Genomic DNA, 14549 nt, shown 5'->3' on the forward strand with positions numbered 1-14549 from the left:
AAATAAGTGGTAATTGAACAATGAAATCCATATTGAAACTTTCTGCACTGACTTGTGCATCCATGCTGGTACTTGCGCAGCAAGCTCAGGCGGAACTGACCTCCACCGTAAACCTCACTACTGACTACACCTTTAACGGCGTCAGCCAGACCCAAAACGACCCCGCACTGCAAGCGAGTCTGGATTACGGTTTCGATAGCGGCTGGTATATCGGCACCTGGGCTTCCAACGTGGACTTCGGTGGCGATGACGACACCAACCTGGAGTGGGACTTCTATGCCGGTAAATTTTTGCAGCTCAATGAAAAAGTGAGCCTGGATACCGGCATCGCCTATTACACTTATCACGGCGACGATGATCTCTCTGATGACTACGCCTACCCGGAAGCCTACGCAAAGCTGGGCTATAGCTCCTCTTTAGGTGAGTCAGAAGTTAATGGCTGGTATAGCTGGGACTACTTTGGTGCAGGCGGCGGCCATTACATTATGATGCTGGCCCACACCTTTGAATTTGCAGAGGGCCATAACGTTCGCTTCAGTGCTGACCGCTCTACAAGTGCCAATAAAGACAACTGGACTTGGGAAGGCAAAAAGTCATACAACCACTACCGTGTGGAATACATGACCTCCCTGAACGGTTTTGACCTCAATGTCGCTGCCGAGAATACCAACCTCGACAGTGATACTGCAGACGAGCGCATCGTATTCTCTATTGCCCGTACCTTCAGTCTCTAACTGGTAGGTATTCCGGGGCCATAAGCTGGCCCCGGGTTTTCCCTTCTCACCTCAGGTTTCTTTTTCTTCCCAAGAACCATCTCCAGGCAGCCTGTTCAGGCAAATTTCTTTGTCATCCTGCAGACCGAATTCGCGCAGATCAGCGCGAGCGATCTTCACAAGGGAAATACACATCAACACTGCCACGGCCAATAAAGGCACTCCAGCGAGAATACTCGCCGCTTGCAGAGCCTCCAGCCCTCCGAGAAACATCAGTGTGACTGGCATAACACCCAGGGCAGCCGCCCAAAAAACCCTATTCCAACGCAAAGGCTCTCCGACCACTTCTTTTTGTACGACGGCAGCGAGAATATGTGAGATGGAATCAAAAGTGATGGCGGTAAAAATCAGGGCAATGGCGGTGTAGACCAGAATCACTAATTTGCTTGCGGGCAAAGTAGTGAGTATGGCGAAAATTGCACTGGATGCACCCTGCTGATTGAGCACTTGAACAACATCCAGCTTTCCGGAAAATTGTAGATATACCCCGTAGTTTCCCAGCACCATAAAAAACAGCAGGCAACCCAAGGTACCAAAAAAGATCGAGCCCAGGACAACTGACTTTATCGTCCTGCCACGGGAAATACGGGCAATAAATAAGCCGACACTCGGTGCAAACACCAACCACCAAGCCCAGTAGAAAATAGTCCAACTCTGCGGAAACCCCGTTTGTGGAAACTGTTTGAATGCTGAAAATGACTCAGTCCAGGTCGCCATTTGGAAAAAATGCTGCAGAACTCTTCCTAAAGCATCCAGGCCACTGTTCAGCATAAAAAGGGTTGGCCCCGCAACAAGCACAAAGAAAAGGAGGCTCAGGGATAACCAAAGTGAAAGCTTGGAAAGACCGCCAATACCGCGCTTGAGACCGGCAAAGGCACTGTAGCCGAGGATCGAAGCACAGATAACCAGCACAATAACCTGTGTTTTGAAGCCGGTAGGAATCCCCAGCAGCTCATGGGCACCCTGGGCAATCAGAGGCGCAGCAAAGCCCAGGCGTGTTGCCGCCCCCCCCAACATACCGAAGACAAAGGCAATATCAACGAGTTTCCCAATCCCGCCATGAGCGTGCCTTTCTCCCAGCACAGGTGTTAAGGCAACGCTGAACTTTAGGGCCTTTTGTCCGCGCACGTAGTAAAAGTAAGCGATGGGCAATGCAGGTATCAGGTAAATAGCCCAGGCCAGGGGCCCCCAATGAAACATGCCATAGGCCACCGCCCAGCGCGCCGCTTCTGGTGTGGAGGCTTCAATATGAAATGGTGGCTGCTGATAGTAGTAGATCCATTCAACCATGGACCAATAGAGAATGGATGCGCCGATTCCCGCACTTAAAAGCATAGAGGCCCAAGATAGCGTGGAAAATTCCGGCCTCTCCCTTTGCTGACCCAGTTTGATTTGGCCTATCTCACCGAAAGCGATATAACCCATAAACAACATGGCGCCGAGGCCCAGGGCAAGATAAAAGACCCCAAGGGTTTCAGTGACAAACTCTTTTGCTGCCAGCAGCCAGACAGTACCCAGCTCAGGGAATATCGCCAGGGGTAATGTCGTAAGAACCAACAAGGTGAGAGCCCCAGAGAAAGTGGGCCAATCGATAAGCTCCAGTGCGCCTTTTGCCAACCGTACCTCCTTGCGGGCTCCAGGCAGGCATACAGGGAATCAGGCAGGGAGACCGCTAGGAAAAAGTGTAGTGGTCCGGAGGCAGGAGCTGCTCCAAATGTCGCAAGAGAGGCAAGCCATTTGACCTAAATCATCGGGCTTACCTGTGAGAAAATCCAGCGAGCCAACATTGTGCCGGCTCGCTGGGTTATGTGCAGAGAGTTACAGTCGCGATGGATGACTGCCGGGATCACCCTCTATATGCGGCTTGTCGTCGTGAGATACGCCGTGCTCAGAGTGAGTGGGAATTTCCCAATCCCCCTCTTCTGTCCAGGGGTCATCTTCGGGAAATTCTTCAATGTAGATTTCCTTTTCCTCATAGCTGGGCTGGTATCTCAGGTCGTAATGGGCGGCCTTCACAATGGATATGCACAGCAGTAATGCGACAATCAAAAGCGGAACCCCACCGATAACACTTGCGGTCTGCAGGGTATCCAGCCCACCGAGAAATAGCAGCGTAATCGGCATCACTGACAGAGCAAAGGCCCAGAACAGGCGGTTCCAGCGGGCCGGCTCCTCATCCACTTCCTTCTGCACAACGGCAGCCAGAATATAAGAGATAGAATCGAAAGTGGTGGCGGTAAAAATCAGAGCGAGCACGGTGTACACCAGGATCACCAGCTTGCTGGCAGGAAGTGTTTTCAGAGTGGCAAAAATGGCAGCGGTCGGGCCCTGCTCATTCAGCACCTGAACGACATCCAGCTCGCCAGAAAACTGCAGATAAACACCGTAGTTTCCGAGAACCATAAAGAAAAGAAAGCAGCCAAGAGTGCCGAAGAAAATCGAGCCAACCACCATGGTTTTTATGGTTCTACCCCGGGAGATACGCGCGATAAACAACCCGACACTAGGGGCAAACACCAACCACCAAGCCCAATAAAAAATGGTCCAGTCCTGCGGGAAGTGGGTATCAGGGAACTGCTCGAACTGGGAAAATGGTTCGGTCCAGGCCGCCATATGAAAGATGTTATCCAATACGCGACCCAAGGCATCGAGCCCCGTATTCAGCATAAACAGAGTGGGGCCAACGACAAAAACAAAAGCAAGAAGTACGATCGACAGCCACATATTGAGATTGGAAAGTGCACGGATACCTTTCTTTAACCCCACGAAAGCGCTATAGCCGAAAATCATTGTACAAATCATCAGCACCACAACCTGAGTACTCAGGCCTGTGGGTACGCCAATAAGTTCGTGGGCACCCTGGGTGATCAATGGTGCGGCAATCCCCAAGGTAGTCGCCCCACCACCCAGCATGCCGAAAATGAACAGTACATCAATCAACTTGCCGATTCCCCCCTGGGCCCTCTGTTCACCCAAAACCGGCATTAAAGCTTCACTGATCTTCAGTACACTGTGATTACGCACATAATAGAAATACGCAATGGGCAGAGCTGGAATCAGATAGATAGACCAGGCCAAAGGCCCCCAATGAAATATGCCATAGGCTACAGCCCAGCGAGCCGCCTCAGGCGTGCCCCCTTCCACCTGGAAAGGAGGAGTCTGATAATAGTAGATCCACTCGATCATTGACCAATAGAGAATCGATGCGCCGATCCCTGCACAGAACAGCATTGAAGCCCAGGAAAGTGTAGAAAATTCCGGGTCCTCCTCAGGCGTGCCCAGCTTGATCTGGCCGATATCACTGAACACGATATAGACCATAAACAGTATTGCCCCCACCCCAAGGGCCAAATAGAAAACGCCCAGCTTGTCAGTGACAAAGCTCTTGGCAACCAAAACCCAGGCCGCTCCCACTTCCGGGAACAGTACCAAGGGCACTGTCACTGCCAACAGCAGCGCGAGCGAGCCGAAAAATGTGGGCTTATCAATAATGTCTTTAAATTGGCTGGTCAACAGTTGCCTCCCAAATGCCTGGTGAACCGCGGCAAAATAAAAGCAAGGGTGACTTTATATAAAGAACTGATTGATATGCGGTATGACTGAATAGCACTTATATAAGGAAAGGAGCTAGGAATAACTACTTCTAGATTTACTTTTATTTGAGGATCAATAATAGCAGCTTGCTATAGCTTTTCAATCGAGTTGTAGTCATGATCAGGTCGTTACTATCTCTCACAGCTCTCCATTGCACTGCCACTACCATCGATACTGGGGGCGCGCACCTTGCAGGGCAGTGTTACCTTCAGCTCTTCGTGATGAGTTCTTCACCCTCAACATTCCATGTAGGGGTGAGTCCCTGGGGGCCATAATGATGATACCTATGTGCTATCCCTTGCAGCCCAAATCTGCAAGAAATGGGAATTTTGACTTGTAAGCGTTGAATTTATAGTAATCCTTGCGTTTGAGACCAATAGATTTGCAGTTGAGGGGTGTATAAATGAGCAAACTAAATTTATGGGGATGGAACAAAAAGCCAAGAACCCTGCTGCGTTTTATAAAAGTGGGCGATATTTTTTGTTTTCAGCGTACTGAAACAACGTTTGTGTTCGGTAGAATTTTAGGGTATAGCTCTATTGGACATATTGTTGAAATATTTAATCTAGCGAAAAAGGTACCCAGTATTACAGTGCATGAACTGAATATCGCAACCAGAGCCCTTGCGCCACTTATTATTGACAGCTACTCCCTGTTTGACAGAAAGTCCGAAGGAGAATGGCGTATTATTGGCAGAATAAAAGACTTTGAGCCCCAAGATATAGATAATGTATTTTTTGTTTATGGGGTTGAGGGGCTAAAGAGGAAAGTAGACTTTAATGACAATGATATAGCAATTTCCGACAAAGAGGCGGAAGGCTTACCCCGTTACTCTCCCCGCGGCCATGAGCAGATTATTGAAGCGTTAGTGCGTCAAGCTAAGCTTGATGCTTCTTGCAGGGTGGAAGTCCCTGTCGGGTAAGGCCTAACCAGCCACCTGTATCGAGTGTTGCGCGTAGGGCGGAACAGAAGGGAAAGAAAATATAATTATCTTTTTTTTTCAACTGTGAACAAACTATGTGAAGCGTACACAGAGAATTCTATAGGCCATAGGGATTATCGTGATCCTGAAGTGCTGGTATCGCTCCGATAATAAAGTGAGCTCCGATTGACGAGATGTGTAACGCCATCGAAGTCCAGGCAATGCAACCGTAATGGTAAGGTTGTTGCGGATCGGCGGGGTTATTAAGCCGTGGCATGTAGAAAGAGAAGTATTGAGAACTTGAGAGATCCGAGCAGGTTCCTGAAGGAGCAGGTAGAGACGTTAAGCCTAATGGCGAAACCAACGAAGACCACTCGGAAGTCGGATCAGCTCATAGTAGTCCGAGAGCGGGAAAGCCGCTTACATGGCGAAGGGGCTGACAGTAATATCGGTGTGCAACAGAAACATAGTCCGGACAAAGTAGGGCTGGAGACACTATGACAACCGCCTTGCACGCCATCGCATTTAAAGCACAGAGCCACCCCAGACACAGGTTTCAGAATTTATACGGACTGCTAAATTCCAACCTGCTGTATCAAAGCTGGGGCCAGCTCAATAAGCAGGCCCGCCCCGGTATCGACGGAGTAACTACCGAAGTTTACCGGCAAAGACTGCCGCAAAATATTCAATGCCTACATCAACGGCTGTGTGACAAACGCTACCGCACCCAGGCGATTAAGCGGGTATTGATTCCCAAAGGCAACGGCAAGCAGCGCCCACTGGGGCTGCCTACGGTGGAAGACAAACTGGTGCAGCAGAGCGTAGCGCAGCTACTGCAAAGTATCTGGGAGCAGGATTTTCTGCCCTTCAGCTACGGTTACCGTCCCAGGAAAAGCGCCCACCAAGCCGTACACAGTCTTGGCTTAAATCTGCAATTCAAAGGCTACGGCTACATCGTTGAAGCCGATATTAAAGGCTTCTTTGATCAGCTGGATCACGACTGGTTACTGCGGATGCTAGCCCTTCGTATCGACGACAAAGCCCTGCTGACACTGATTAAGCAGTGGCTGAAAGTACGCGTGCAAACTCCAGATGGTAAGTTCAGTAAAGCGGCAGCAGGCACCCCGCAAGGAGGTGTGGTCAGTCCGGTACTGGCGAACATCTATCTGCACTACGTCCTGGATTTGTGGTTCGAGAAGAAAGTTAAGCCGCGTATGCGTGGCAGAGCCATGCTAATCCGGTACGCCGATGATTATGTAGTGGCTTTCCAATTGAAAACGGATGCAGAGCGCTTTTACCGGGTACTACCGCAACGGCTGAACAAGTTTGGCCTGCAGTTAGCCCCCGAGAAAACGCACCTGAAGCGCTTTAGCCGCTTCCATCCGGGCCGAAAACGGCAGTTCCAGTTTCTGGGTTTTGAGTTCTACTGGAGCTTGGACGTCAACAAACGCCCCAGGCTCAGGCGCCGGACTGCCGCACAGAAACAGAAGGGCGCAATGGAAGCGCTCTACCACTGGATCAAAGCCAAGCGCAGTGAGCGTCTGAGAGAATGGCTGCCCACACTGAAGCGCAAGCTACAGGGGTTCCAGAACTACTTCGGTCTACCAGACAACAGTCGAAGCTTGTCCCGTTTGTACAGCTATGTTTTACACAGCATACACAAATGGCTCAACCGGCGGAGTCAGCGCAAGAGTTACAACTGGAATGGTCTAAAGGAAATGCTGGGATATTTTGGGCTAAAGCCACCGCGAGTATACAAACGCAGTATACTTGTGGACTGGTATTAGGGTTCGTGCTTTACACGAGCGAATATATTACTGAAGAGCCGGATGCGGTAGTTCCGCACGTCCGGATCTGCGTGGGGGCAGTTAGGGTAACCGGCTGTCCTACCACTACTCCGGTAAACTTTAGAGGGGTAATTGAGTGACATTAGGCGCCTGAAAAGAAAGCATAATCAAGTCCACCCCTTTAATTTAGTTCGATACCCCCCCTATTTGTCTAGATTGCATTTTTTTCGGCCGATTGCCCGCACTCTATTTTCTTTTTGAAACAACCAAGTTTCGGTTCAAATTCGTAAGTGGTTTTTCCATTTTTTATCGTGTTTGTATCTATCAATTTGATCTGATCAAGTGTTCGAAAGATAAAAAGAGGAAGGCACTTTAGGCTTAACTGATCATACCAAAACATTCGATAAATATTTTTCCTGGTGAGACTATAGAAAAATACACCCTGGAAATGACAATAATGTTCAAAATAATTATGGTGAGCATCCTTCGCTCTATTTATCGCCAGAACCTGAAAGGTACTTATATCCACGCCTTTCAGTTGGCTTTTACCCAGAGAGAAACTATTGCCCGATGGCGAATAATAAATGCGAGTATTCCACTTATTGAAGTAATAATCGATGCTCTTTTGGCGGTCTACGGCTTTACCCAGGGCTCCAGGACGCATCCGATATATAAAAAAAGATACAATGATAGATATCAACAGACAGGTAAGTTTAACAATCATCAATATGTCTCATTCTTAAGCCCCCCTCTCTCCCCCTGGTGTGGCTCAAATGATATACCAGTAGTCGTGTCAAAGTTAAGGAGCCTCTGAATAACTACGTAATACCTCTGCGGGTCTTGAAGGCTGCAGATGTTAGGCGCAGCTCGCCGCGAATGGCCGTAGCCCTTTGCAAGAGCTGCAACGCAGCAGATGCGGCCTTCAAGGCCCGCCCTTCGGGGCTTGCAGAGCGATTCACACTCCGCGTTGCGACTTCTTGAAAGGCCTAGACATTCCTGCGAAGCCGCGCCTTGATTGTGAACCACTCTGCATGCCAGAGACATCACGGAGTTATTCAGAGGCTCCTTAATAGTCTGCAAGTGTCTCGGTTGTTGTGGGAATCTGGGGTCTTGTCATTAAGGCCTCGCCAAGGCTGCTTGATGATTGCGACATTCATGACCTATACCCCGCTGCCAACGTTATAGATCCCGCCTCTGCTTCAGCGAGTTCTCCAGCTGAGTAAACTGCCCTTGGAGCATGGCTTTTTCTTGTAGAACTGTGCGATTTTCATCTGATAAGCGCTCCGCCAGATCCCTTGCGGCAACCAGCTCTGATTCCAATTTCACCAATGACAACTGCTGGAGCTGAATCTCTCTCTCTTTTGCCGATCTATCGTTTTGGAGTTGAGCAAAATTACCCTGAAGCTGAGAAATCTCAGCAGACCTGGTCTCAGCCACTTCTTTTAGCTCTTCACTTTGCCACTTTAAGTTGCTGGCTTCGGCGAGAGCAGCACCGATCTGCTGTCGCAGATCCTGCTTTTCACGATTGAGCTCTACAATCAGGGCCTGTCCCTGCTTATACAGCAAGTCCAGCTCACTCAAATTGCGTACGGCCAGTGCCAATTGCTCGTTAAGTGAGGCTATCTGCCCTTTCAGTTGCTCGCTGGAAGAGCCATATTGATCGCGCTCATGCTGGCGATCCGTAGCAGTCCGCTGCTGAAAGTGCTCAAAATGTTCGCGAATGTCCCGATTTTCTTGCTTCATTTCCTCAATGGCTGCCTTCTGTTCCGAAACCCGGATTGAGGACTCCTTGAGCTGGTATTCACTTTTTTCCAAGTCTGATCGACCTTCATCCAAAGCGACTTTAAGCCTGCGCTTTTCGGACTCAGTAGAGGATAGTTTTTGTTCCAGTTCCCGGATTAGGGCGGCCTGCTTGACAGAGGTTGCCTGCGCTTCGGCCAAATTCTTATTAAGCTCGGTTTGCAGGGTCCCGAATTCCTCCTGCACCTGCTCAATCTGCTGGTCTGCATCCCCTTGAATGCGCTGTTGCAACCCCTTCAGCGCCTCCACCAAGTCTTTAGGTAGCCCACTGACATCCGTATTGCTGGCAGTTTCACTCTTCCAGCGTTTCAGCAGTGGCGCGATAGTGCTTTTACTGCCCGTTCCTAGCAGGGTCCGCACTTTATCGACTGTGGGCTCCTCCCCACGGGCCTTTATGGCCTTTGCCGCCTCAAAAATATCCAGATAAGTGACCCCTGTGCGCGCCATTAACAGCTCCTCATATTATTTCGTACTAAATTACGTAATACGTAATATTACATAATATATAAAAATAAACAAATCCTTGAATTACTCTGACTAACCTTCGATAATGATTCTTATCGAAGGTTATAAAGGTAAGGGAATCCCCATTTAACGTACCCTCAGTACAAATAGTGGTTTCCGGGTGACGCAGAATTCATGAGAAAACAGCCTGTGGCTTCAACCAAAATCCAAGCTCAATCCCCGCTCGGTAGTACATCTAGCGGGGCTGGAGCACTTCTGACTGAGGGTGACATTCAGAAGTACCTGCGAGCAGCGACTTCAGACAGCACTCGCAAAGCCTATCGGTCTGCCATTCGCCAGTTCGAGAAATGGGGAGGCCGACTCCCCACCGATAGCCATTCACTGGTTAGCTATTTATTGAGTCGGGCCGAGCAATTGAACCCGCGCACCCTGGATTTGCACTTAACCGCTATAGGCCAGTGGCACCTTTATCAAGGCATTGCCAACCCAGTCGCTGAGCCGCTAGTACAGAAAACCATACGCGGTATTCGCCGCACCCACGGAAAGCCCAAGCAAAAAGCCAAGGCGCTGAGCCTCGAACACATTGCAGCCTTCACCCGACAGTTGCGCTCTCAGCCTGATTCCAAGAAGAAGGCCCGTGACTTGGCGTTGGTGCTGGTAGGTTTCTTTGGCGCCTTTCGGCGCAGTGAGTTAGTAGCGATCCAGGTTGAAGACCTGATATGGGAGGAGGAAGGCTTGATCATTCGCCTCCCCAAATCAAAAACGGATCAAAGTGGTCAGGGAATGATGCGCGCCCTTCCCTACGGCACCCCTGAAATCTGCCCCGCACGAGCACTTAAGTCTTGGCTAGACGTTAGTGGCATTAGAACTGGACCAGCATTTCGATCGGTCAATCGCTGGGATACGGTGCAAAGTCGACAGTTAAACCCCACAGCTATCAACGATCTACTGAAAAATCTCGGGCAAGCCTGCGGTTTTGACTTTGTTGCTGAACTCAGCAGCCACAGCTTTCGCCGAGGCCTGTCTACTTCCGCTGCGCGAGAAAAAGTTGGCTTTGAGCTGATCAAGAAGCAAGGTGGCTGGAAGAGTGATGCCACTGTCTGGGAATATATTGAGGAGGGGCAACAGTTTACCGACAACGCCTCAGCTATCTTGATGAAGAAGATGTCGGAACTGATCGATTAGTAATGACTTATGCACTATTAGCAATAGGTCTTTACCCTAAAATAAATGCAATAGTTAAAGCACTTGAAGGTTGCAAATACTCAAACCTCTACTTCTTGGCATGAATATTACATCGCCACCTAGACTGGATTCAAATTCCATTGGCTGCTCTTATATCTCGCCAAGGCGGTGCCAAGAGGCTTGAAAAGCAAGCAAATTAAAAGATACGGGGCCCTATGCATGGTTAATTGATTCAACTGGACAAGCGAAAAGTCAAGCTCAAGCATTATCCAACACTTATTTAATACTTATTTACAATTATATACATATCAAGCGTTGTCTAAGCTAGTAAGGATTGATATTAATCGATCTATCAATTGTCTGATTATGGAATAAAAATAGATGAAGCTAAAAAAACTAAGGTTCAACAGTAATGACTTGGCGAAAGTTTCAGGCTATCTATTTTTTATTCAGTTCATATTGTTTGTTGGGTTCATTATTTTACTGCCAAACAATATACAGTTCTTTAAGCCCAGCTCTACAATTCAAATGGGCGATTTTTTGATCGCGCTTGGCCAAACCCCAAATGAATTTATTATCCTGAAATTGATTTTACTCGCATTAAGGACCTGTTATGCCCTTTCGTTTGTATTTATTGCAGTCCTATTTTGGGAGAATAGTAAAGTTGCTTCAGCGGCATTGATTTCATTCACCCTGGTCTCCGTAGCTATTATCAATATTGCCCAGCTCTTGGGATTAGCACTTATACCAATAGCTAATGATTATACAAGCTCCTTGGCACTAGGCGATGATATCAGGACGATCTCATTAGAAACGTCAGCTTTCGGAATTTATGTAGCTCAAGAATTATTGGATACGTTCGTAAATACGGTGACTTTTAACGGTATATTTGTATGTCTATTCGCAATCTCCTGTTACAAAGTAGAGTTAAAATATACCAAATGGCTTATCCCTATTATGATGATCCTCCCATATAACAGGTTCTTTGATTTACCTGCTGTATTGAGCTTAGTCTCAGGGTTGCTCAATGTCATTGTTACAGCAATTTACTTTCTATTGATGGGGTTTTTCTTATTAAAAATGAGCTCACCAGAAACCTCCAAATCAACTGTTTAAGTAAAATAGAGTTTAACCTGCTCAGATTGTTTGAATTGCGAGTAGCCAAAAGTACATTTTCTGTCAGTTTAGCCTGAATAGAGCGCATGATACTGCCCCTCTACCTGTGTAATGGTCAAATTGAGTGCCGTACAATCATTGTTGCCAGGTTGTTAGGCAGAGTCGAACTCACAAAAACTTGAGCCTCAAGCAGTACATGAGAGATCTATCACGATGGATGATCTAATGCCTGTATCCCTACTGCTTGGTATGGGTTTCATTGAAAATTGATTCCCAATCCTGATCAAAGGTCTCGGGTATCGATGAGGATGACCTCCGAAAGAACAGAACCCCAACGTGAGCTTCATGACCCTGCCCGGCAGAATGATCAGCTGTAACCTCTTCAATAAAGCCGCGCATGGTGCCACTGCCATCTAAGGTCAAATTTGTAACGCTCTCATCGGAAACATCAACAGCTACCAACTGGATTCTATTGCCACTCTTCATGTAGGCAAAGATACCGATATCCTTGGCAATAGTGGCCTTATTCACCGTCTCTTCAACCGCAGTCAGCTGGTGTTTAACATTCGGTTTCTTCGTTACCTCAAGATAACGGCCACCACCGCCTACACCTGTTTGCTTGAGAACCTTAAAGGTCCGGCAAATTTGCCCCTTCTCCAAAGTAAAGGCGTCCGGGCTGTGCTCATAGAAAATAAACGACTCTCCTTCAACCGCACACCACACCCCCTCCAGGGAATCTTTGGCTTCCGACTGAGCATTGGCATGCATGTTCACAAGAGTCATAAGTCCTGATACGAGCAAAAGTAATAGGTGATTTTTTATTTTCATGGAGACTTCCAAGGTGGTTGTCAGTCAAATATAGGTGCAGCTTTATGGTTAGATAATCTCTGAGCAAGCTGATTCACGTCAAAAGTAACGAGTTCTAAGGATCTACAGTCCTCAAGTTGACCTCGGGCGAATAAGTCAAAACGATCCTCTTTGAAATCACGGGATTAGAACTCAGGCTATTATCTAAGTGGTGGCAAGGAGGCCCAAAATGACGACGTTAAATCAAAAGCAAATTGAAGACTGCAAGTCTAGTGCGTCGGACTTCTCCGACCTCAAGGCGCTATTCCTCAACTGCACTCTAAAGCCTACGCCTGAACTCTCCCATACAGACGGTCTAATTCGCATATCCAGGGAAATCATGGAGCGCAACAAAGTCTCAGTTGAGGTTTTACGCCCTGTTGATCACGATATCGCTTTTGGTGTTTACCCGGATATGACTGAGCATGGCTGGAACACTGATGAGTGGCCACTGCTCTATCGCCGGGTTGAAGACGCAGATATCCTGGTTATTACCACGCCGATCTGGTTGGGAGAGAAATCCTCTATCTGCACCCAAACTATAGAAAGGCTCTATGCGAACTCAGCTGACCTGAACTCCAAAGGCCAGTACGCATACTATGGCCGGGTTGGAGGTTGCCTTATCACCGGCAACGAAGATGGCGCAAAGCACTGCGCCATGAATATTCTCTACTCTCTGCAACACCTTGGCTATGTTATCCCTCCCCAGGCAGATGCGGCATGGGTGGGAGAAGCTGGCCCCGGCCCCTCGTATCTTGACCCCGGTTCCGGTGGTCCACAAAACGACTTTACCAATCGCAACACCACCTTTATGACCTGGAACCTGATGCATATGGCGCGAATGATAAAAGATGCTGGGGGCATTCCCGCCCACGGCAACCAACGCTCTGCCTGGGATGCCGGCTGTAAGCCCGACTTTCCTAACCCTGATTATCGATAGAAACATCCTGCATTTTTAACTTTATAGAGCTAAGCAGCCTAAATTTGTTGCTGTTTGGCTAAGTCTATCCGTATTTACAAAATCCTATTTACAAGGTGTAGCACCAGGGATAAATTCCCGCCTTCTTTGCTCCCATTAACACCCACCTGACCGGCATAGCACTCTTATCTCCATAAAGGGGTGCTAGGCGTTGCCATATGAATTGGTGGTCCAGTAATTCCTGTGAGGTCCCTGTCCCGAATGAAACCAGAGTTCTTAGCGCATATCCTGGATAGCAAATTATTTATCACTATATGCCTGATCTCAGTAGTGATGTTATTACGTGGTCTGCTCACGCTAGTAATAGCACGAAGTAGTTGGCAAAAAGCGGATAAGCGCCGCCGTATAAATACCGTACATAACCTTGGCAACTTGTTGTTGGTTGTTGGCCTGATGGCAATTTGGGTAAGCGAACTCCGGGACTTTGCCCTATCCATTGCCGCCTTCTCTGTGGCAATTGTGCTGGCACTGAGAGAGGGTGTGCAGTGCCTCGTTGGTGGCTTATATCAGGCAAACATGCGCTCATTTACTGTGGGAGACTGGGTAAAGGTTGGTAATCAATTTGGTGAAGTCACCGATAGTGACTGGCTAAGCACCACCCTTTTAGAAATCGATCCGCACGGTTTGGGCAATGGCTATACAGGAACAACTCTGTACATCCCTAACAATGCCTTCTTTACCCAACCGGTAAAGAACCTGAACTTTATGCGCCGGTATATCGAGCACACCTTTTCGATTACCCGAGAAAGCAAAGGAATGAATCCATTTGAAGCCAAGAAGTTTATCTCTGAGCGACTTAAAGAACACTGCGAGTCCTTTCGTGAAGTTGCCGAACGCTACTGCAACCTGATCGAGAATCGCATGGGCGTTGAGCTGTCAGGGCCTGATGCAAAAGTCTGTATCACAACGAATGAACTCGGCCACGATGTAACCACGGTAACCGTATTTTGCCCCCGAGAGGAAGCCACCAATATCGAACAGCTGGTGACTGAAGATTTCTATAACTTTTGGTTCGAGAAGACCAAGGAAGTAAAAGCAAGTTAGCGGTTTTGGAAATTCAATGAAGGTACTGGTAGAGATAA

At 48.1% G+C, this 14549-nt stretch carries 13 protein-coding genes; 7 read left to right on the forward strand and 6 right to left on the reverse strand.

From position 1 onward, the window contains the following. The first annotated feature begins 20 nt into the window (after positions 1 to 20). Positions 21 to 734, forward strand: a complete 714-nt coding sequence (locus ACJJIQ_RS08215; protein WP_445364287.1) for a TorF family putative porin — start codon at positions 21 to 23, stop codon at positions 732 to 734. Positions 735 to 785: 51 nt separating this feature from the next. On the opposite strand, the gene ACJJIQ_RS08220 is transcribed toward ACJJIQ_RS08215, so the two are convergent. Further along, positions 786 to 2390, reverse strand: coding sequence for a BCCT family transporter (locus ACJJIQ_RS08220; protein ID WP_445364288.1), 1605 nt, complete (start codon positions 2388 to 2390; stop codon positions 786 to 788). Between the two features lie 201 nt (positions 2391 to 2591). Further along, the gene (locus ACJJIQ_RS08225; RefSeq protein ID WP_445364289.1) at positions 2592 to 4286 is read right to left on the reverse strand and encodes a BCCT family transporter; all 1695 of its coding nucleotides are present in this window, start codon (positions 4284 to 4286) and stop codon (positions 2592 to 2594) included. A 484-nt stretch (positions 4287 to 4770) separates the two neighbouring features. Between ACJJIQ_RS08225 and ACJJIQ_RS08230 the strand changes: the two genes are divergently transcribed. Next, positions 4771 to 5289 (forward strand): Imm26 family immunity protein, encoded by a 519-nt coding sequence (locus ACJJIQ_RS08230; protein ID WP_445364290.1) that lies wholly within the window; start codon positions 4771 to 4773, stop codon positions 5287 to 5289. A 497-nt stretch (positions 5290 to 5786) separates the two neighbouring features. Further along, positions 5787 to 7076: a group II intron reverse transcriptase/maturase gene (gene ltrA, locus ACJJIQ_RS08235; protein WP_444925282.1), complete on the forward strand. Its 1290-nt coding sequence runs from the start codon at positions 5787 to 5789 to the stop codon at positions 7074 to 7076. A 211-nt stretch (positions 7077 to 7287) separates the two neighbouring features. On the opposite strand, the gene ACJJIQ_RS08240 is transcribed toward ltrA, so the two are convergent. From ACJJIQ_RS08240 to ACJJIQ_RS08250, 3 genes are all read right to left on the reverse strand, one after another. Next, a complete protein-coding gene (locus ACJJIQ_RS08240; protein ID WP_445364291.1) occupies positions 7288 to 7800 on the reverse strand; it encodes a hypothetical protein in 513 nt (170 codons plus the stop codon). A gap of 94 nt (positions 7801 to 7894) precedes the next feature. Then, entirely contained in the window at positions 7895 to 8035 is a 141-nt protein-coding gene (locus ACJJIQ_RS08245; protein WP_445364292.1) for a hypothetical protein, read from the reverse strand. Positions 8036 to 8255: 220 nt separating this feature from the next. Further along, positions 8256 to 9323: a DNA-binding protein gene (locus ACJJIQ_RS08250; RefSeq protein ID WP_445364293.1), complete on the reverse strand. Its 1068-nt coding sequence runs from the start codon at positions 9321 to 9323 to the stop codon at positions 8256 to 8258. A 192-nt stretch (positions 9324 to 9515) separates the two neighbouring features. Here ACJJIQ_RS08250 and ACJJIQ_RS08255 point away from each other — a divergent pair, with 192 nt between their 5' ends. Continuing rightward, positions 9516 to 10526 (forward strand): tyrosine-type recombinase/integrase, encoded by a 1011-nt coding sequence (locus ACJJIQ_RS08255; RefSeq protein WP_445364294.1) that lies wholly within the window; start codon positions 9516 to 9518, stop codon positions 10524 to 10526. A gap of 381 nt (positions 10527 to 10907) precedes the next feature. Continuing rightward, a complete protein-coding gene (locus ACJJIQ_RS08260) occupies positions 10908 to 11642 on the forward strand; it encodes a hypothetical protein (RefSeq protein WP_445364295.1) in 735 nt (244 codons plus the stop codon). Between the two features lie 237 nt (positions 11643 to 11879). Here ACJJIQ_RS08260 and ACJJIQ_RS08265 read toward each other — a convergent pair whose 3' ends face one another. Further along, positions 11880 to 12470, reverse strand: coding sequence for a hypothetical protein (locus ACJJIQ_RS08265; protein WP_445364296.1), 591 nt, complete (start codon positions 12468 to 12470; stop codon positions 11880 to 11882). 208 nt (positions 12471 to 12678) lie between these two features. Here ACJJIQ_RS08265 and ACJJIQ_RS08270 point away from each other — a divergent pair, with 208 nt between their 5' ends. Continuing rightward, entirely contained in the window at positions 12679 to 13428 is a 750-nt protein-coding gene (locus ACJJIQ_RS08270; protein WP_444897263.1) for a flavodoxin family protein, read from the forward strand. Between the two features lie 240 nt (positions 13429 to 13668). Further along, entirely contained in the window at positions 13669 to 14511 is an 843-nt protein-coding gene (locus ACJJIQ_RS08275) for a mechanosensitive ion channel family protein (RefSeq protein ID WP_445364297.1), read from the forward strand. Positions 14512 to 14549: the final 38 nt, after the last annotated feature.

The sequence above is a fragment of the Microbulbifer maximicatervae (SeqCode) genome (assembly GCF_052468295.1).